The sequence below is a fragment of the Streptomyces sp. NPDC057565 genome (assembly GCF_042801455.1).
GTDB lineage: Bacteria > Actinomycetota > Actinomycetes > Streptomycetales > Streptomycetaceae > Streptomyces > Streptomyces yanii.
Map to the genome: position 1 here is coordinate 1 of NZ_JBHVFU010000014.1, position 19,177 is coordinate 19,177.

20 protein-coding genes are annotated in these 19,177 nt (G+C 72.1%); 14 read left to right on the top strand and 6 right to left on the bottom strand.

Annotation, left to right across the window (positions count from 1 at the left end):
• Positions 1-206 precede the first annotated feature (206 nt).
• Positions 207-1,472 carry an IS701 family transposase gene (locus tag ACFU8W_RS24195; RefSeq protein WP_384040780.1) on the bottom strand — a complete coding sequence of 422 codons (1,266 nt, stop codon included), beginning with the start codon at positions 1,470-1,472 and terminating at the stop codon, positions 207-209.
• 147 nt (positions 1,473-1,619) lie between these two features.
• The gene (locus ACFU8W_RS24200) at positions 1,620-1,850 is read right to left on the bottom strand and encodes a hypothetical protein (protein ID WP_384040782.1); all 231 of its coding nucleotides are present in this window, start codon (positions 1,848-1,850) and stop codon (positions 1,620-1,622) included.
• Positions 1,851-2,525: 675 nt separating this feature from the next.
• Between ACFU8W_RS24200 and ACFU8W_RS24205 the strand changes: the two genes are divergently transcribed.
• The 3 genes from ACFU8W_RS24205 to ACFU8W_RS24215 all read left to right on the top strand — a co-directional run bounded on the left by ACFU8W_RS24205 (position 2,526) and on the right by ACFU8W_RS24215 (position 4,428).
• Positions 2,526-2,843 (top strand): hypothetical protein, encoded by a 318-nt coding sequence (locus ACFU8W_RS24205; protein WP_384040784.1) that lies wholly within the window; start codon positions 2,526-2,528, stop codon positions 2,841-2,843.
• A 395-nt stretch (positions 2,844-3,238) separates the two neighbouring features.
• Positions 3,239-3,826: a GNAT family N-acetyltransferase gene (locus tag ACFU8W_RS24210; protein ID WP_384041169.1), complete on the top strand. Its 588-nt coding sequence runs from the start codon at positions 3,239-3,241 to the stop codon at positions 3,824-3,826.
• 227 nt (positions 3,827-4,053) lie between these two features.
• Positions 4,054-4,428: a hypothetical protein gene (locus tag ACFU8W_RS24215; protein ID WP_384040786.1), complete on the top strand. Its 375-nt coding sequence runs from the start codon at positions 4,054-4,056 to the stop codon at positions 4,426-4,428.
• 189 nt (positions 4,429-4,617) lie between these two features.
• Here ACFU8W_RS24215 and ACFU8W_RS24220 read toward each other — a convergent pair whose 3' ends face one another.
• On the bottom strand, positions 4,618-4,821 hold the full coding sequence (locus ACFU8W_RS24220; protein ID WP_384040789.1) for a hypothetical protein: 204 nt from the start codon (positions 4,819-4,821) through the stop codon (positions 4,618-4,620).
• Between the two features lie 191 nt (positions 4,822-5,012).
• Here ACFU8W_RS24220 and ACFU8W_RS24225 point away from each other — a divergent pair, with 191 nt between their 5' ends.
• The 10 genes from ACFU8W_RS24225 (at position 5,013) to ACFU8W_RS24270 (ending at position 12,226) form a co-directional block, all read left to right on the top strand.
• Positions 5,013-5,237 carry a hypothetical protein gene (locus tag ACFU8W_RS24225; RefSeq protein WP_384040792.1) on the top strand — a complete coding sequence of 75 codons (225 nt, stop codon included), beginning with the start codon at positions 5,013-5,015 and terminating at the stop codon, positions 5,235-5,237.
• Positions 5,238-5,569: 332 nt separating this feature from the next.
• On the top strand, positions 5,570-6,325 hold the full coding sequence (locus ACFU8W_RS24230; protein WP_384040795.1) for a mucin-2: 756 nt from the start codon (positions 5,570-5,572) through the stop codon (positions 6,323-6,325).
• Between the two features lie 346 nt (positions 6,326-6,671).
• A complete protein-coding gene (locus ACFU8W_RS24235) occupies positions 6,672-7,061 on the top strand; it encodes a hypothetical protein (RefSeq protein ID WP_384040798.1) in 390 nt (129 codons plus the stop codon).
• Between the two features lie 288 nt (positions 7,062-7,349).
• Positions 7,350-8,018 carry a hypothetical protein gene (locus ACFU8W_RS24240; protein WP_384040800.1) on the top strand — a complete coding sequence of 223 codons (669 nt, stop codon included), beginning with the start codon at positions 7,350-7,352 and terminating at the stop codon, positions 8,016-8,018.
• Between the two features lie 283 nt (positions 8,019-8,301).
• Complete coding sequence (locus ACFU8W_RS24245) at positions 8,302-9,060, top strand: hypothetical protein (RefSeq protein ID WP_384040803.1); 759 nt, start codon at positions 8,302-8,304, stop codon at positions 9,058-9,060.
• 152 nt (positions 9,061-9,212) lie between these two features.
• Positions 9,213-9,611: a hypothetical protein gene (locus tag ACFU8W_RS24250; RefSeq protein ID WP_384040806.1), complete on the top strand. Its 399-nt coding sequence runs from the start codon at positions 9,213-9,215 to the stop codon at positions 9,609-9,611.
• Positions 9,612-9,660: 49 nt separating this feature from the next.
• Entirely contained in the window at positions 9,661-9,963 is a 303-nt protein-coding gene (locus tag ACFU8W_RS24255) for a hypothetical protein (RefSeq protein WP_384040809.1), read from the top strand.
• Positions 9,964-10,176: 213 nt separating this feature from the next.
• Positions 10,177-10,578 carry a hypothetical protein gene (locus ACFU8W_RS24260; RefSeq protein WP_384040812.1) on the top strand — a complete coding sequence of 134 codons (402 nt, stop codon included), beginning with the start codon at positions 10,177-10,179 and terminating at the stop codon, positions 10,576-10,578.
• Between the two features lie 266 nt (positions 10,579-10,844).
• On the top strand, positions 10,845-11,480 hold the full coding sequence (locus tag ACFU8W_RS24265) for a hypothetical protein (RefSeq protein ID WP_384040815.1): 636 nt from the start codon (positions 10,845-10,847) through the stop codon (positions 11,478-11,480).
• Positions 11,481-11,821: 341 nt separating this feature from the next.
• A complete protein-coding gene (locus ACFU8W_RS24270) occupies positions 11,822-12,226 on the top strand; it encodes a GNAT family N-acetyltransferase (protein WP_384040818.1) in 405 nt (134 codons plus the stop codon).
• A gap of 579 nt (positions 12,227-12,805) precedes the next feature.
• On the opposite strand, the gene ACFU8W_RS24275 is transcribed toward ACFU8W_RS24270, so the two are convergent.
• The 3 genes from ACFU8W_RS24275 to ACFU8W_RS24285 form a co-directional block, all read right to left on the bottom strand.
• Positions 12,806-13,435, bottom strand: coding sequence for an SMI1/KNR4 family protein (locus ACFU8W_RS24275; protein WP_384040820.1), 630 nt, complete (start codon positions 13,433-13,435; stop codon positions 12,806-12,808).
• A 76-nt stretch (positions 13,436-13,511) separates the two neighbouring features.
• A complete protein-coding gene (locus ACFU8W_RS24280) occupies positions 13,512-13,742 on the bottom strand; it encodes a hypothetical protein (RefSeq protein ID WP_384040823.1) in 231 nt (76 codons plus the stop codon).
• Entirely contained in the window at positions 13,739-13,945 is a 207-nt protein-coding gene (locus tag ACFU8W_RS24285; RefSeq protein ID WP_384040826.1) for an AAA family ATPase, read from the bottom strand. Before ACFU8W_RS24285 ends, ACFU8W_RS24280 begins: the two co-directional genes overlap by 4 nt.
• 337 nt (positions 13,946-14,282) lie before the next feature.
• Between ACFU8W_RS24285 and mobF the strand changes: the two genes are divergently transcribed.
• Positions 14,283-18,974, top strand: a complete 4,692-nt coding sequence (gene mobF / locus ACFU8W_RS24290; RefSeq protein ID WP_384040829.1) for a MobF family relaxase — start codon at positions 14,283-14,285, stop codon at positions 18,972-18,974.
• The last annotated feature ends 203 nt before the right edge of the window (positions 18,975-19,177 follow it).

Consider the following 19,177-nt stretch of genomic DNA (forward strand, 5'->3'; position numbering starts at 1 on the left):
CGAGGTCCTCGCGAAGGTCAGGCTCGTCGCGACCAACGTGAAGAAACTCGTCAATAACAACTCGAACTGACATGGACAGGATCACGAGACACTAGTAGGGCTTGGTCAGGTCCGTATTGGTGTGGGTATGTCGCGGTGGCAGGTGGGGCAGGCGCCGGTCCAGACCGCGAGCAGGATCTGGAGTTCGCGGACGACTTGGTAGAGGCTCAGGCCGGCGCCGCGTCTTTTGGGGCTTGGGCCAGTCGTTGCAAGGTGCAGAAGGCGTGCGCGACAGAGACAAGGGTGACATGGTGGTGCCAGCCGCCCCAGGTTCGGCCCTCGAAGTGGGCCAGGCCCAGGGCCTGTTTCATCTCCCGGTAGTCGTGCTCGATGCGCCAGCGGAGCTTGGCGAGCCGGACCAGCGTGGTCACAGGCATGCCGGAGGGCAGATCGGACAGCCAGAACTGCACCGGCTCGGGCTCGCCGGCGGGCCATTCGGCCAACAGCCAGCACTCCGGCAGCTCCGGGCCGTCGGCGGCCTGCCGGACCTCACGTCCGGCGGGCCGGATCCGCAAGGCCACGAAGCGGGAGTACATCCGCTTGCGGCCAGATCGGCCCGTGCCGGGCCGGGAGCCTTCCCGCCACTGCACCGGCCGAGCTGCCTTCCGCCCCGCCGCGATGACCAGCTCCTTCACCGACCGCGGCTTGTCGGGATACTTGGCCACCGGCGGGCGTCCGGTCCCGGAGTACGGCACGTCCACCGGCACCGCGTCGCCGGGCTGGGCCGACAGCGTGCTGGAGATCCCCACCACGTAGTTCAGGCCGCGGGCCTGCACCCCGTGCCGGAACGCGGCAGCGTCGCCGTATCCGGCGTCCGCGATGGCCAGCGGCACCTCGATCCCCCACGAGCGGGTCTCGTCGAGCATGTCCAGAGCCAGCTGCCACTTCTCCACGTGCCCGACATCCTCGGGGATCTGGCAGACGGCGCGCCGGGCGGCCTTGTCCGGATCGGCCTTCGGCGAGCGGGGGTCCCATGTCTCGGGCAGGAACAGCCGCCAGTTGACCGCCGCCGAAGCGTGGTCATGGGCAAGATGCAGCGAGACGCCGACCTGGCAATTGGTGACCTTGCCCGCCGTGCCGGTGTACTGCCGCGACACACACGCCGAAGCGGTCCCGTCCTTCAGGAACCCCGTGTCGTCGAAAATGAGCGCGGACGGCCGGATCGCCGCTTCCATTCTCCAGGCCACCCTGGCCCGCACATGCGCCGGATCCCACGGGCTGGTGGTCACGAAATTGGCCAGCGCCTGCCGATTCCCGTCCTCACCCAGCCGGGCCGCCATCGGCTCGACCGACTTGCGCCGCCCGTCGGTCAGCAGCCCCCGCAGGTAGACCTGCCCCCACCGACGCTGATCCTTCCGCGCGAACGGCTCGAACACCTCCGCCGCGAACGCCTCCAACTCACCACGCACCGCCGCAATCTCGTCCGGAGTCACACCCTCCCAACGCCACACCAGGCCAGAAGGACACGCACCACCGCAGCCAACCTGACCAAGCACTACTAGGAAGGTTGAGGAATGGGTTCTGTGACCACGGACGTGTCAACCCCCGCGCGCACCCTCCTCATGCGGCCGCAGCCGGAGTTACGAGGCGAGATCGGCAACGCCGCCCGCTGCGAGCAGCACGGCGATGAAGAGGAGAAACCCGAAACAGCTCGGCTGCGCGAGCACACGAAGGCACCCTGGTCGGTCTGTCGGGACGAGGACCGCCTCCGGCGGGGCCTCGAGGTACGCCAGCTGCCGCTCAGCCCGGTCCGTCGACGGGTTGGTCAGGTTGAACGTCAGCAGGTCTAACGTGCCGGTATGCCTGGTCACGAGCGGTTCCTCATCCACGATTCTCTGATTGCCTGAACGACGGCGTGGGCCGTCCGTCCAGGCCAGGGAGGCAGTTGTACGGGGCCGGGGGCCGCCGCATCCCCGACCGTCTCCTGCCGGCCTACCCCCCAGGCCCCCAGGCCTCCAGGCGCGCAGTCCCGCAGGCCTCTGGCCGTGCCGGGCTTGTCTTCGCACCAGAGGGAAGGCAGACCTGGCTCTTCCGGGTCCGCCCGGCCGCGCCCAACGCGCCCGAGCGCAACCGCCAACACCACCCCCCGCCCGCTGTCACCCGCACCTGTCGGGGGCACCGTAGTAATGGCCGCAAAAACAAAGGATATCGCTGACCTGGGACGACGGCCCCCGGGCGCCGCAGCCTCGCCGCGCCCGGGGGACCGACTCGTGGCCCCGCCGACCGCGCCCCGCCGCCCTGCTCGCCGTTCGACGGCCTGCGCCCCTGGGACCCGGGACCGGCCCCATGCGCGCGGTGCCGCCGTGTCCTCACCGCCCCCGGCAGACCAGAGGTTGCATGGCTTGCCCGCCCGCTCGACACCGTCGGCGCAGCCACAAAGGCGCGCCACCATCCCCGGCCGGTCCGCCGGGGCTGCACCCTCTGCCCTCCAGGCCGCGAAGTACCGCGTCCGCCCTGGGACCACGACGTGAAAGAGGAGATGAGCCATGCTCGACACCTTCTGGGCGTTGATCGCCGGACAGCACAAGGAGCTTGAGTCGGCCCGCACCGCCGATGACGTGATCCGCATTCTCGGACCCGACCGCAATCCGCACGGACCGGACTGGGACGGTGCCTCGGGTGACGCCTTCTTCGCAGGATCCGGGGGCGACCAGACCGTCAACGCTGCCCTGCACACGGCCGGCTGGACACTGATCTGGGCGCAGGCCCCGTACTACTACGCGATGCGCGCCCCCGACGGCTCGACGATTACCTACGTCGAGGGAGACATCTACCGGGGCGATCGCCGTACGAGGGCCAACTGACCATCCCCGCCCGGCGATCCAAGGACCCCCGCTCAACCCTCCCGGCCCCCTGGCTCAGCGACCCACGCCGCGCCAGGGGGCCGACCCACGCGCCCCTGGCCCCCGTCCCCGTTCCGGCACGCGCGGTGGCCGGAGCTTCGAGGGGCGACCCCTTCCCGCGCTGACCCCACCAACCCCGTGCTTGCGGTGCTTGCCGTGCGAGCGGCCATGGTCACCACACCCGCCGTGCCCGGTCGAACGAGGGCGCCCCTGGCGGCCCACCCCCGCCGAACCCTGGAAGGAAGCCAGCCCCGTGACCACCACCGCCGCCCAGCCCCGTACCACCCGGATAGACGTGGCCCCGCTTCAGCGACCGGACCACCCCGACTATCTAGCCCTGCTCGACCTCACCACCTCTGACGAGGGCCTGCCCGCCGAAATCGAACAGATCCTCGCCCTCACCCCCCTTTTGGAAACTGTTCACCCACGGGCCCGCCCTGTGCCTGACCGCCCACGCCCGCCGCACACTCAAACCGGTCGGAGCCGTGTTCGCGTCCCTGCCCGACTGGACCTACCAGCACCCCCTATGCCAAGCCGACCCGCACCTCTCCGACCTCCTCGCCACCACAGCCCTCTGCGTCTACGGCCTCGCCGTCACACCCCACTACCGCCGACAGGGCATCGCCCGCACGCTGCTCACCGAGACAGAGACCCGCGCCCGCAGCACCAGATACCGGCTGGCCACCCTCATCCACAAACCCGAACTCGCAGGCTTCTACCAGCGCCTGGGCTACACCACCGCGCACCACATCACAGTCCTTCTGCCCGACGCCGCAATGGGACTGACCCAGCCGCAGCCATTCATGACCGCCGTCAAGCCCCTGCACCCCAGCGTGCACGTACGCACCGTGCACGGCGCCCCCGGACCGGTAGTGACCGGCCTCCTGCCTGGCTGCGACCTGCCGCCCACCGCCCGCTTCCGAAGCGGACGCTTCATCGCATGACCCACGGCCGACCATGGTGGGCCCGCCCGGCCCACCCCTGGCGGGGAGTTGCGGGGCTTGGTCCCGCCCGGGGCAGTGTCGGTGCTGCCGGAGGGACGCTCCCGCACACCCCCTGACGCGGTTGAGCCCCCGGCAGCAGGGCCGCCCCCGGCCCCTCCCCTCACGAGGGCGGCCCTGCACCCCCGCCCAGCCACCACCAACCTCCGCCCCACCCACCAGGAGTCCCCATGCAGCCGTACCCGAAGCCCTCCGCCAGTGAAAACCAGCCGGCCATCCTCGACCGCCCCGGCCAGCCCCGCACCACCCCCGAATTCGCCCCGCTGAAGGAGCTGTACCCCGACGCCGAGGTACTCAGAGTGCGCGCCGACCCTCACGACTTAAACCGCGCCGAGGTACTCGCCGCCTACCTGCGGCCCAAGCATGAGGGTGAGCCACTCCGACCGCTGGACGGCCCGTTCCCCGATGACCGCACCCACACCGCACTCACCATCGCAGAGTTCCTCACCAGCTCGCGCTACAGCCCGGCCGTCCGCGCCGTCGGCCTCACCGAGACCGCGCACACGTACCTGATCGAACTGTGGCGCCCCCACTGGGAAGTCTGAGTTGCTACTCCCCTCGTCGGGGAGGCGCGCCAGCCCCCGGTGCGCGGTGGGCGCCGGCCTACCGCCCCGGGCGGGCCCGGCTCCGCCCGCGGCGGTCTCGGTCCAGTGGAGGCGGCGGCCGTTGCGGCCGAGCGGGAAGTGGGTGCGGCCCAGCGTGCGGTCATGGCTGATGTCTTCGGCCCGGAGACATCAGCGCGCGAGGATATCGCCCTGCTCTGCGAGTCGCTTCGCCTGGTGCGCCTGGTTGACGAAAAAGCCCGTGCTGGTGCCGTCCTCCCCGCCGGCCGACGCGCCCTTCAGCACACTGGACATGGCCAAAGCCATGGGCGCCACCAGCGCCCGGTGCCCCGAGCTCGGGGCGAAGACCGGCGCGTCCGCAACCTGCACCGTCACCTACGAGGGCCTCAACCTGAGGAAGGCCACCGGTGAGGAGCTGGTCAGTAGGCCCGCGGCCCGGAATCGGTGGCTCGCACGCATAGGGCCGTCGTCCGGCGGTTGCGCCTCTTGCCCCGCCCTCACCCGGTGCTGCCCACACCAGCTCCCGGACCGAACCACCCTCACCGCGAAGGAGAAACCAGCCACCCATGCGACAGATCGTGCGCCAGCCCGACGGCCGACTCGCCGTCTACTCCACCGTCGTCGACGACCTCGTGATGTACGACGCCACACCGGACGAAGTAGCCGACGAAGCAGCCGATTTCGTGCGGGAGACGGCATCCCCCCCATGCCACACCCGAACAGGTCGCCGCACGCATCAGGCGCGCTCGCGAGACCGCCCACCGCAACGCCGCATACGTCCTGGCCGGTGAACCGCACCGCGCGTACAGGCATCCGCTGACATGGCAGGAGATCGAGGCTCTGACCGACAGCGAGACCCACCCGCACCCCTCCTGACCCCCACCCCTCCTGACCCCCGCCCCAACCTCCACACACACTCCGGCCCCGAGCCCCTGGGCGCGTCCCCGCGAGTCAAGGGGCCCGGCTGCTCACTGACCTCGGCCGAGAACCGGCTGCGGTTGCCGTCCTTGCCTGGCGCCCGGCCACAGTACGCACCAGCTGCCGGGGAGCGGGTGATCACCGCCCCGCCTCGGGGCGGCCCCCACCCCCCACCCACCATCAGCCCGCTGAACGGAGCCGACTCATGCGCACCTACGCCACCGCCCAGCACACCGGAACCGACCCCGGCCAGTGCGACGCCACCGCCGTCCGCACCTCCCCGGATGGAACCCGCGCGTACGTCCTCCTGGACGGCCTCGGCCGACGTGAGGAGACCCATCTGTGGGCCCTCGGCGCCGCCCGGCAGATCGCCCGCACCGCCGCCCGCCGGCGCGACGCCGAGGCCGGACTGCGGCACGTCTACGACCTGTGCCGGGACGACGCTCTCCACTACGGCGTCGGTCACAAGGCGGCGGCCGTGGTCGCCGTCAAGGCCCCCGGAGAGCCCTTGACGGTGGCCTGGTGCGGCGACTCCCGGGCGTACCTGATGGAGCGCGGGATCGCGGTGCGCCTGAGCGAGGACCACAACAAGCGCCGCGTAATCCCGCCCACCGCTACCTCTCCGTTCGGCGGCAACCGCAACCACATCACCTCGTGCCTCGGCTCGGACCGCACCGACGAGGACGTACGCAACCGGTACCGCCACCCCGCCATCGAGACCGCCACGCGAGAGATCACCGGCCCCTGCCGCCTGCTGCTCGCCTCGGACGGCACCTACGAACCCCACGAGGACGCCCGGCACTGCCTGTTCACCGAATGCGACGGCGACGACCTGATTCACACCGTCCGGAACCTGGTGAACCTGGCTGTCGACACCGCCGTCAAGACCAGCCGCGCCCTGGACCCGAACCAGGTCTACGCGGACAACGCGACCGCCCTCCTGGCCGACCTGGCCCCCTGACGCCCCGCCGACCACACCACCCCGAATGCCCCGGCCCCGAACCCCCGGCACCCCGCCTGGGTTCGGGGCCGTCGCACGCCCGCCGTCCGGCTGCCGGGCCGGACCTTCCGCCCTTGCGCGGCTTGCCCCGGCCCGGGGCAACGTCGGTGGGGCCGGAAGGTGCTCCCGCACCATCCCCTCGCCGTGCGGTCGAGCCCCCGGCCGCTGGGCCGCCCGCACCCCCGGGACGGCCCGGCACCCCCCTCACGGCGCGCCCCGGCCACCGGCCCGCGCGCCGTCTCCGCCACCGAACCGGGCCGCCCGGCACGTCTCCGGGAGGTTTCCCCTCGTCGACCAGGAGCCCTACGTGAAGATCCGTCTAGGCACCCCCGAGGCCACGTTCACCGTGCCCGGCACGATCAGCCACCCCCAGCTGCTCGCCACCGACCGGGACAGCACACACCACATGCGAGCCGAGGAGTTCGAGGCCGAACTCCGTCCGTACCCGGTCGATGACGCGCCCGGCACATTCCGGTGGGAAGTCGCCACGCTCACCTTGCGGGGACGCAGAGTCGACGCCCGCCACCGCACCACCGGCGCATGGACGAGCCGCCGCTTCTACCACCCCGCGCAGTTCCGCGACAGCGTGCCCGACTGGGTACAGGCCCTGGCCGAGCAGGTCCTCCCCGACCAGCCCCCGCCCCGCCCCGCGCGCCGCGTGTTCTCCCTGCCCGACCAGCCGAAGCCCAAGCACTGACCGCCCGCGCCTCTCCCACCGGCCCCGAACCCGGCACTCCGCCCAGGGTTCGGGGCCGCCGCACGCCCACCCGGCTGCCGGGCCTTGCGGGGCTTGGCCCTGTCCAGGGCAGTGTCGGTGGGGCCGGAAAGCGCCCCCGCACACCATCCCCCTCCACTGTGCGCTCGAGCCCCCGGCCGCCGGGCAGCCCCCACCCCCCGGGGGGCGGCCCGGTATCCCAGGCGCACCCGCCCCCGAGGTTTCGGGCCGCTGCACCGCCACCACCACACTCCCAGGCAGGAGACCCTTGTGACCGACCAGCAGCTCGACCTCGACGCCATCACCGCGATGCCCCGCGCCGAGGACATCGCCGTACTCGTCGCTGAAGTCCGCCGCCTCCGCACCGAACTGGCCGCGCCTGCCGCTCCCGACGTGCTGCGCACCGCGTACATTGCCGCGCTCGACGAGGCGCACCACACCCACCCTTGCCCGGTGACCGGCCGCCCGTACTGGACCGGGTGCGTCCACCCCGACGGCCGGGTCGGCTCCTGCCACTCGGAGCGGCGCGCGGACGCGGTGCTTGCCGTCCGCGACACGGAACTGGAGCGCCTGCGCGCACAATGCCGCTACCTCATCGGCCAGCTCGCGAAGAGGGACACCCACGGCGGGGACAGCGACCGTGCGCTCCGTGAGTTCCTCGGCGCCGACGACACTCCGGACCTTGCGGCAGCCGACAACCCGACCCGACTGCGTTGGGGGCTGGACGACGTGCTGTGGGGCGACGACGGCACCGCCACCGTCCTGCTGTCCGGCCCTCAGGGCGAGCCGTACTGGCTGGAGCTTGGCGTGGAGCGTGCCGCTGCACTGCGGCAGAACCTTGCCGGCCCCGGGCAGGACGAGACGGCCGACGGGCTGTCCACGGCCCTGGCCGAAACGCAGCAGGTCATCGACGACGAACGCAGCGACGCCCAGCAGTAGAACCCCGCACAGCGCGACGCCCTGGCCACTCCTGGCCGGGGCGTCGCCGTGTCCCGGCCCCGAACCCTCGGCACCCCGCCCCGGGTTCGGGGCCGCCGCACGCCCGCCCGTACGGCAGCCGGGCCTTGCGCGTCTTGTCCCTGCCCGGGGGAGCGTCGGCGGGGCCCGGAAGAGCGTCCTCACACCACCGTGCGGCCGCCCCCGGGCCCCCCGGGCCTCCGCCTTCCCCGAGGGGAGAGGCGAGGCCACCTGTAGTGACACCCCGATCAAGAAAGACGACGCGATGACCGAGACCACCAGCACCTACACCGCCGACGGAATCGCCGCCGGCACGAGCACCTACCCCCACCCGAAGCCGGTCCTGCACACGGGCGCACTGGCCGAAGCGATCCGCGTGCAGCTTCGCACCTGGGTGACCGCCGAGCTGGGGTTCACCGTCCCCACCCCGGAGATGCTCACGGCCGGGCCCGCCGACAGCATCGCCCGCCTCCTCTGCGAGATCACCGAACACGTCCACCTCTACGGCGTCCAGGCGGGCGGGGACGCCGAACCGTGGGGCCTCGCGCACTTGTTCCACGCCCACGCCGACGGCCTGTACGCCGCACACGGCCGCGGCGACGCCTACCTCCTGGGAGCCCTGTACTCGCTCATCGCCGCCCGTGCCCACCTGAGGGACCGCCACGAGGGACGGTTCGAGCTGGCCCCGTTCGGCGGTCACCGGCGCACCGTCAACGAGAGGGCGCTGATCGAGACCGCCCGCGTACAGCTCACCACGTGGGTGCCCGACACGTTCGGGACCATCGTGCAGCTGCCCGCGCGGTGGGAGCTGCATGACGCTGCCGACCTGTCCGACGTCCTTGCGAACGTGATCGGGGCTGCGGAAGCGAAGTACGGCGACATGGACGACGACGACAGCATCCGCGGCATGGCGCACCTGGCGAACGCCCGTGCCCACGGCTTGAAGGCCGGATACGGCCACGGCGACGCCCACCTGTTCGCCGCCCTGAACTCGCTGGTCCTGGCCGCAGCCTCCCTCGCCTGACAGATGTCCGGCCCCGCCTCCCCGTTCCCGCGCCCGGTCTGTGCCCGGGGTGCCCGACACCTCGGTGCAGCCAGCCGCGGGCCGCTCCCAGCAGCCCGCCACCGTCCATCCTCCGCAGCTCGTCCTCGAGCCAGCCGACAAGGAGGACCACCGTGTCCGTTCCAGACATCCAGCTGTTCCTCTACGGGAAGTGGCCGTTCAACATCGACCAGGCCCAGGCCCTCCTGAAGGAACACCCCCGCGACGCCAAGCCGACCCCTGTCGCCGACTGGGCCGCCCACTACCACCTGGACCGACTCGCCCCGGGCTACGATGGCGCGCCCTGGTGCCCCGTCTTCGGCCCGGACCAGTCCGCCTTCAACGCCGAACACGCCCTGCAGACCGACCTGAACACCCCGGTCATCATCGCCACCCTGGAGTTCGCCAGTGGTCCCGCCATCCTGCTGATTGACGGCGTCCACCGTATGTACCGGGCGATGACCGAGGGCCGGGCGACCCTGCCCGCGTACACCCTGACCACCGCCGAGACCACCAGGATCCGCGAGCGCTGAGCCGTCGCCCGTGACGCAACGGGGCCCACCCCGCCCGGGGTGGGCCCCGTTGCGTTCACCCATCACCTGTCATGCCGCCGCACCCGGCTGCCGGGCCTTGCGGGGCTTGGCCCTGTTCGGGGCAATGTCGGTGGGGCCGGAAGGCGCTCCCGCACCGCCCCCTCACCGTGCGGTCGAGCCCCCGGCCGCCGGGCCGCCCCCGGCCGAACAGGCCGCGCACACCTGGCCCACCGACCACTTCGACACGGCAGGCCACGAATACTTCGACCGCATCACCCTCTCCCGCGCCCCGGCCCGCACCACCACCATCCGCCGCATCAGCAAGACGCCCCGGTCCGCCGTCCGCGTCTGACCCACAGCGCGGCCCCGCGCACCCGCAACCGGACAGCCCGCCCCGCACCAGAGGGCGGGCTGTTCGGCGCGGTGTACTCGCCTCGCGCCGCAGCGTCGCACCGCCCCCCTTGCTCCGCTTGACCTTCCGTGCTCCACGGTGTGGCCACCCCGGGGCCGGAACCACCGGACCGGCCACCGGGGCCCGCCCACCCCTCAGTGCAAGGAGGCGCCTGTGCTGTTCGCCGAGCCCGCCCACCCCTACGACGACCCCGACCAGCCCGAAGAATGGGCCTGGCGCTACGGGTACTTCGAACTCCTCTACACCCCCGGCATCAAGACCCTGTCCCTGTCCCGGGGTCCCAAGTACTCGGTCCGCGGCGGGAAGTACTCCTGCCGCCGCTGCGATGGCAGCGGCTACCTCTCCAGGCACATCACCCCCGGCCGGGCCGCCGACCGGGCTGCCCCCTGCCCGACCTGCCCCGTCTACCGCGTCCTGTTCGAAGACCTGACTCTGTGGCCGCTCCACTTCCTCGACCAGCTGCGCTGCTGGTTCGCCGGACGGTGCAAAACCGCCGACCACCCGAAGCCGGGGCCCGGCTGGGCCGGGGGCTGCAGCGACGAACCACCGTTCTGACCCCGGCCGCACCCCGGCCGGTCGTGCGGCCCGCCCCCAGGGGGTTTCCTCTGGGGGCGGGCCGTTTCCGTGGTGCCGTCCGGGCGGGGCCGGCTTCCCAGGCGGGGGTTGCCGGGGGTTGCGGGGGTTGGTTGTGCCCGGGTGAGTGTGCGGGCATCGAGAGCGCGGTTCCCACCCCGTCGGGGGTGGTGGAGCCACCGGCCGGTGGAACGCCGGGCCGGACGCGTTCTCGCACTCTTCCCGCCACCCCGTGCTCTGGAGTTGCCATGCCCGCGCCCGCTCACCCGATGGCCGCCGCCCCGCACACCGCCCCGTACGCCGCTCCGTTCCCCGCCCCGTACAGCGTCCCGTGCAGTGTCCCGCCGGCCGGGCCTGTTCACCCGGCTCTCTACGACGGTCCCCGCGCCGCGGCCGCCGACTTCTTCACCCTCGCCCGCACCGGCCGGGCGCAGACCACGCTGCCGCTCTTCCGCGACGGCGACAGCATCAGCTGCCCCCTGGGCGTCGAGTGGATGCGCCACGACGGCCGGTGGATCGTCCCTGGCCGGGCGGGCGGCCTGACCCTGACCGACCGGACCGTCACCGGCTGGTGGCACACCCGGCACAAGCCGGGCAGCCAGTTCGCCCTGGTCCACCGGCTCACTCCTACCGAGACGAGCCTGATCACCGGCGACTGCTACACCAGCCGCAGCCGCCTTCTGAGCCTGCGTGACGGCGCGTTCACGTACACCGAGCCGGTCTCCGGCCCGTGGCTGCGCCAACTGGCCTGGCAGGCCGCCCGCACCCGCACGGTGAGCGTCCACCTGGAGCTGCCCACCGGCATCGTCACCCTCCACTCCCGGCTGGTCGGTGACGTGTTCTTCCACCCGGCCCCGGCCGCCACCCCGGCCGTGTGCGCCTGACCGACGCCCCCCGGCCGTCCGGCCGCGCCCCGGCCCCTGTTCCAGCGCTGGAAAGACCGGCCCCGGGGGAGCGGTGGCCGCGCAGCCGCCCCGTCGCACCGCTACGCCTCGGGCGGCGTTCTGCCGGCCTCCGGCCGCAGACTACGGCGGTTGCCCCACGTGTCGGTCAGGGCCGGCGCCGAGTTCCGAAGCGGGCGAGCGATGAGTACCTACCTGCCCCGCCCACTGGGCCGCCGTCCGCGCGCCCGCTGAGACGGACACCCACCGGCGCCTCCGTATCCGCTGCCGCCCTACCCCGGCCCTTCGCCCACTAGCCGCCTCACACCGAGGGGAACCTCGCCATGCCCCGAAACACCGAGTCAGCCACCGCGAATGCGTGCGTCCTCACCCGCAAAACCGACGACGAGGCCAACGAGACCTGGTTCCTGCTGCACGACGGAGACCTGTTGACCGCATTCGTGGACATCATCGACTGCGGTCACGAGTTGTGGATTACGGACATCGCCGTGCATCCCGACTACCGCAGCCGTGGGTTGGCCTCCCTCCTGCTGAACGCTGTGATCCACGAGAACCCCGGCGCGGACATCGCGCTCTCCTGCTCCGCCTTCACCGTGGAGGACCTGGGGGAGTGGCCCAGAGGGGTCGCCGGTCTGACGACCGAGGCACTGGCCGCCTGGTACACACGGTACGGATTCCGCTCCGACCCGAACGAGGACGCCGCCGACCGCATGGCCCGCGTCGGATAGGTCTCCACCCCACAGCCACGGGCGTGTGCTGCGCCCGCCCGGCCCAGGGCCAACCCGGCCGGCGGGTTGCGGCCGTTGCGGCCCAGGCCGACCATGCCGGGCCCGCCCCGCTCCGCCCCTGCCGGGGAGTTGCGGGGCTTGGCCCCACCCGGGGCAGTGTCGGTGCTGCCGGAACGACGCTCCCGCACACCCCCCCCGACGCGGTTGAGCCCCCGGCAGCAGGGCCGCCCCCGCCCCTCCCCTTACGAGGGCGGCCCTGCAGCCCCCGGCACCGCCACTCCCTGACCCGCGACCGCCTGGCCCCTCGCGCCTCTGGCACGAGGGGCCAGTCCTGCTTGCCCCACTACTGACACCGCCGCCCGGCGCCGCGTAGCCGCCCTGACCGCCCGCGAGCGCGAGACCGAAAGCAGCCACGCGACGCGCCACGAGCGCCACCCCCTGTTGGCCGACGCTGAGAATGCCGACGGGTCCGGCACTGAAGGTGCCGATCACCGAGAACAAGATCGCCCCACTGGGGTGGTCCCAGCGGGGCGTTTGTCGGCGAGGTGTCGCGGTCGTCGGCAAGGTGCCGAGGCGCAATCAGTCGAACTTCATGCCGAAGTATGGGTCGGGTTCGCCTGTGTAGGGGTCGACGCCGGACTCCCACCGTCGTCGTTCCTCGCGCCAGTGGACGAAGTGTGGAGAGGGCTCTCCCCAGAGGGAGGCGTCGCTGAGTGGGCACTCGTCGAAGCCCTTGGTGAACAGGCGCCGAAGGAACTCCGCCATTCCGCAGTCGTAGATTTTCCAGTGGGGCCAGCCGTGCCGTTCCCACACGATAACGGGCCACTTGTTGGGGTCGTGGTCAACGGTGAGCCAGCCGAGGATGTCGGCTCCGCAGCTGACGCCCCAAGCGACGACAGAATCAGGTCCGGCATCGACCTCGTCCGGTCCTCCTTCGGACTCCCACATGTGCCGCATGTTGGCTGTCTCTGCCGCCATGCCCTCGAGGTCAGGGCTGTCGGCCGGCTGCGTGCTCGCTTCGGGGGTCACGATGCCCAGCGCTTTGTCGATGCCGCCGGCTCCGTACGTGCTCATGAAGGCGATGTAGTCGGAGGGGAAGCCGACTCCCCAAGCCCGCCGGATCGCATCCCAGTCCACCTGCTCATCGGCCCCGTCATGTGGCGGCATTACCGCCGTGAGTGCGGCGAGAACAGTTCCTTGAGACGGCATGTCCCCTCCAGTGGTGTGGATCGTCTGATGCAAGTTATCCGGCGCCACCGACATCGAGTTTTGAGGGTGTGGAATGTCAGTCGAGGACTTCGATGACGGCGGACTGGGCGGCTTTCTCGTCGACGAGGGACTTGCCCGCGGCGAACGTGGCGACGAGGGATTGCAGGCAGAGGTTGTTGACCGCGCGGGGACAGCCGCGCGAGGTGGTGTGAATGAGGGTGACCGCGTCGTCGGTGAACAGTTGGTCGCTGCGGCCGGCGAGTCCGAGGTGGTGCTTGATGTAGCTGGCGGTCTCGGTGGAGGTCATGCCGGGCATCGTGTAGCGCAGGGCGGTCCGCTGTTCGAGGGCGGCCAGGAGACAGCGAGTTTCATGGTCCGCCGCAGCGTCGGCTGACCGACCAGAAGGCAGGACAGCGGCGAGTCCTGGTCCATGGCCGTGTTGGTCAGCATGCGGATGGCTTCGAGCTGTTCGTAGTTGAGCAGGTGGGCTTCGTCGAGGACCAGGCCCACGGGACACCAGCGCTCTGGGCGGGGGAGTACGGCGGGGCACCGAGTAGTGCCTGCCGGGTATGAGCCGGAGGGTGAGCGTGTGTGTGAGCCGGGTGGTGAGCGTGGTGCGTGAGCCGGATTCCGGACGCCTGTGGTGGGGGCTGGGTGGTCCCCGGGGGTGTGAGGCCTGTTGCGGAACACACCTCTGGCACTTTTGACGCTGCTCTCCCGGAACGCCTGATTTCCCGGGCGACGGGACGGGTTCGCAGATCATTTCCAGGGCCTTGGGAGATTCCAGTCCTGGACGCCGGCGCAGCCCGCATGGACGCGGCGGGGGTGCTCGACTGGCGTCGTGGGGATGACGGCGAAGGGGCTCACGGCCAAGAACTACCTCTACTACCGGCGCAACATCGCGGCGGGTGACGGCGCTCGAGGAAGCGGGCCGACCGTGTCCTCGGACGAGCCCGGTGTCCCTCCGGGGGTGTGGCACGGCCAGGCCGCCCGGGCGCTTGGGCTGACGGGAGTGGTGAGCGAGCCGCAGATGCGCGCTCTGTTCGGCCTCGGAATGCACCCCGATGCCGAGAAGATCGTGACCCGGAAGCTGGGCGACGGCGGCACGTCCAAGCAGGCCCTCAAGGCGGCCAAGCTCGGCCCGGCAGTACCGCAACTGTCCGAGCATTCCGCCCTGGACGAGGAGATCGAGCAGGTTCTGCAGCACGCCGCCGAGGAGCTGTGCCGGCCGCTGACGAAGGCCGAGACGCAGCACCTGCGGATGCGGACCGCGGCGCGCGCGTTCGAGGCCGAGTACCACCGCCCGCCGGCCGACGGCGCCGAACTCGGCCGCTTCCTCGCCGCTCGTACCGGCCCGCAGCGCCACGCCCGGACCGGCTTCGACCTGACGTTTGCCTCCGAGGAGCTGTCCCTCCTGTTCGCCCTGGGCAGCCCCGAGGTGCGGCGGATCGTCCTGGAAGTCCTGGCCCAGGCCCGCGGCGAGACGGTGGCCTGGCTGGAGGAGAACGCCCTTGCGGTACGCACCGGGCCGGGCGGGATCGCCCAGCAGCGGGCCGCGCCTGGCCTGCTGGCGACGGTCTACCTCCACTACGAATCGCGCGCCGGAGACCCGATGCTCCACGAGCACGTGGTCATCAGCCCCCGCGTCAAAGGGCCGGACGACCGGTGGCGCAACCTCGACTCCCGGCTGCTGTTCCGGGAAGTGGTCGCGGCCAGCGAGCTGTTCAACCAACGCGCCCTCGAGCTGGTCTGCGCCCGCCTGGGCCTTACGGCCAAGGAGGTCGAGGTCACTCCCGGACAGCGTCCCGTGATGAGAATCGTGGGCATCGACTCCCGGATCAGGTCGGAGTTCTCGCAGCGGGCCACCGCGGTGCGGACCATGGCGCAGGCCCTGTTCGACGACTACCGGCGCCGCTACGGACGCGAGCCGGGCCCGTCCACGCGACCGCGCCTGCAGGGCCGGGCGACCCTGCTGACCCGCCCGGCCAAAGGCCAGGCCCGCTGCCTGGACGATCTGCTGGCCACCTGGCGCACCCGGGCGATCGCCGCCACCAGTCGCGCCACCGTCGACAACCTGCTCGCCACCGCGCAGGCCGCCGCCACACAACAGCACCCCCACGCGGACGTTGATCCCGAGATGGCGGGCGCCGAGGTGCTTGCCGCGGTCAGCGAACGCCGCACCACCTTCCGCCGCCGCCACGTCTTGGCCGAGGCCCGCCGCTACCTGATGCGCACCCTCGCAGGTGCCACAGCCCCTCACGACCTGGCCGAACAGATCACCGACCAGGCCCTCGCGCACAGCGACTGCCTCGACATCACCCCACCCGAGATCAACCCCTCCCACCCCGACCTCGTCCGAGCGGACGGCAGCAGTGTCTACCGGCCCATCGGGTCGGCCGCCTACACCACCCACTCGCTGCTGGCCGCCGAGAACCGGCTGCTGGCCGCCGCCCGCACCCACGTCATCCCACCCGTGGGACGCGGCACCTTCCACCGGGTCGCCGCCCTGCACCGCGGCCCCATGGACACGGGGCAGCGAGAACTGGCCCGCTCCTTCGTGCTGTCCGACCACCTGCTGCTCGCCGGGCTCGGCCCCGCCGGGGCCGGAAAGACGACGGCCATGCGGCTCGTGGCCCGGGCCATGGATGCCTCTGGTGGCCGTCTGATCCCGCTCGCGCCGTCCGCGCGCGCCGCGAAAGTCCTCGGCGGCGACCTGAAACTGCGTGCCCACACCCTGCACTCCTGGCTCCACCAGCGAGACCGCGCAGTCGAAGGCAAGGACGTCGGCAACGACTTCCAGCTGCGCCGCGGCGACGTCGTCCTGGTCGACGAGGCGGGCATGGCAGGCACGCTGCTGCTGGACCGGATCCTCGCCGACGCGGCATCCGTCGGCGCTGTGGTGCGACTGCTCGGCGACCCGTACCAGCTCGCCGCCGTCGATGCCGGGGGAGCGCTGCGGCTCATCGCCCGGGCGGGCGGCGCGATCGAGCTCGACCGACTGCACCGCTTCAGGGTCCCCGGCGAGGCGGATGCCTCCCTGCTCCTGCGCGACGGCGACAACCATCGGGACGCCTTCACCTGGTACCGCGACAAGGGACGGATCGTCGCCGGCAGCTACGACGCGATGTGCGACGCAGTCTTCGACGCCTGGGCCAAAGACTGCGGCAAGGGCCTCAACTCGCTGATGACCGCCGCCGATACCGCGACGGTCACCGCCCTCAACCTGCGTGCCCAGGCCTGGCACATCGCCGCCGGTGACGTCGACACCCGCCGGACGGTCGCCCTGCGTGCCCGCCAGCAGGCCCACGTCGGCGACATCATCGTCACCCGCCTCAACCGGCGCCGCATGACGCTGCGCGGCGGCCGGGACTTCGTGAAGAACGGCGACACCTGGACCATCCAGACCATCACCAAGAGCGGTGACGTCGTTGTCCGGCACACCGGGCACCGCGGCCGGATCCGGCTGCCCGCCGACTACGTCGCCGCCCAGTGCGAGCTCGGCTACGCCTCCACGATCCACCGCGCCCAGGGCATGACGGTCGACACCTCCCACGCACTGGCCTCGACGCGCTCCAACCGCGAAGGCGTCTACGTGCAGCTGACCCGCGGCGCCCGTACCAACCGGCTCTACGTCGCCATCGACGACGGCGACCGGCTCGATGACGTGCTGGCCTCCATCGCCGCCCGGCGCAGCACCCAGCTGTCGGCGACCGAGTCGATCGCCGCCCTGCAAAAGGAGGTGACCGCACCCGGGCAACTCTCGGCCGAGTTTGCCGACGTTGCCGAGCGCGCCACCGCCGCCCGGCTGACCGGCGTCCTCGAGCACGTCCTCGGATTCGACCGGGCCGCCGCGTTCATGGCCGCAGGCGCCCACCCGGCCCTGATCCGCGCCATGGGCGACGCCGAGCGGGCCGGGTTCAAACTGCCCCGCCTCCTTCAGGCCACCGAGCTGCGGCGCGGCTTCGCCGACGCCGACGACATGGCCGCCGTCCTCACCTGGCGCATCCGTGAGCGCCTGGAAGACGCCGCCGACGCCCGGCAGGAGAACCGCAAACGGCCCCTGGCCCACCTCTCACGGGACCAATTCCACACCCTGGCCCGCCTCGCCACCGGCCACCGAGCCGCCGCGCGCGAAGCACTCAAGGCAGCCGACGCCGCCGTCACCCAGCTGCCCGCCCCCGTCACCACCGGCACCGGCCACACCCATCCCGCCTGGCCCGACCGCCCGCTGGGACCACTGACCCGCAGCGAGCTCGCCACCCAGATGGCCACCATCCGCTCCCAGATCCGCCGCGCCCAGACCAGCAACACCCCACTGTCCGCAGCAGCCCGGCACACGATCGCAGCCCTCACCCACGAGTCACAGCTCCGCCGCAACCTGCGCTGGCGCGACCAGGCACGCGAAGACTTCCAGCGCGAAAACAGCGCACATCGCCCGGCCACCCGCACCCAGTCCCTGGCCGCCCGCCGCCGCACCGTCGCCGACCGCCGCGCCACCACCGCACAGCGACTGCACTTCACCAAGGCCGCACTCGCTCGCGCCAACAGCGTTTTTGACAAGATCGCCGCCGAACTGCGCCTGCGCGAACGACTCCCGGACCACCTTGCGCACCGCCCCGACCACCGCGGCGAGATCCCCGACTGGGTCGCCGACCGCAGCGCCCTGACCCACCCCGGCACCCCCGAGCACTGGCGCCACCACCTCACCGAACGCCACCGCATCCTGGCCCGCTCGCTCACCGACCGCGGCCACGAGCTGGCCGCCGCCCCGCCCGCCTGGGCCCGACCGCTCCGACCGCCACCGCCCCCGACCGCACCGCTGCGCCGCGAGACATGGGCCAAGACCTGCGCCCTGGTCGAACTCTGGCGCACCCGCCACGCGATTACCACGGTGCCCGGCCTGGGCCCCCGACCGGCCGACCCGGACGACGCCGCCGCCTGGGACGACCTCGACGCCCGCATCCGCGCGCTCACCGGCCTTCGCCGCCCGGTGCATCTCCCGCCCCCCGGCGCACCCGCCTCGGTGGTGCTGGAAGCAGCCCTCGACCACCTCGACAGCCCGCCTCCCACAGCAGCACTGCCCGATCACCCGGCACTGCGCGACCCCTTCGGTATCGCCCCGCTCAACGCGGCCGCCCTCAACGCGCGCCTCGCCCGACGCGCCTTGACCGCCGTGCTCGCCGGCGCGAGCGTCCCGGAGTCCTGGATGGAGGAGATCACCGCCCCCGGCGACGACGACAAGGACGAACAGCGCACCTACACCAAGCTGCTCACCGCCATCAGCCACTACCGTCGCCGCCACCACCAGGCCGGTCCCGACATCCTGGGGCCGCGGCCCCAAGGTCTCGACAGCGAGGAGTGGGACCACCTCACCGACGCCATCGACCTGTACACCCACGCCCGCATCGAGCGCCGGCTGGAGCAGATGCGAGTACGGACCGCAGCCACCCGCGCAGCCCTCCTCCCGGCCACATCCCCCCTGCGCCGGCAGCCCCCGCCCGACACCAACCACCCCATCAACCGGCCCCCGACCCGCTGAGCACGGACGGCGAAGACCGCCACCGACTCAGGCCACGGCAGCGCCGCCGGGTCCGTCACCAGTCCCCGCATGCTATGGCCGGGCCGCGGCCGCGTACGCGACCGTTCTCCCGCTGGGCAGCGTGCTCAACGGCGCCTGGATCCGGGGCGTCCTTCGAGGCCGCCACTGCGCCGCCGACCAAATGACCTATGGACGGCGCGCGC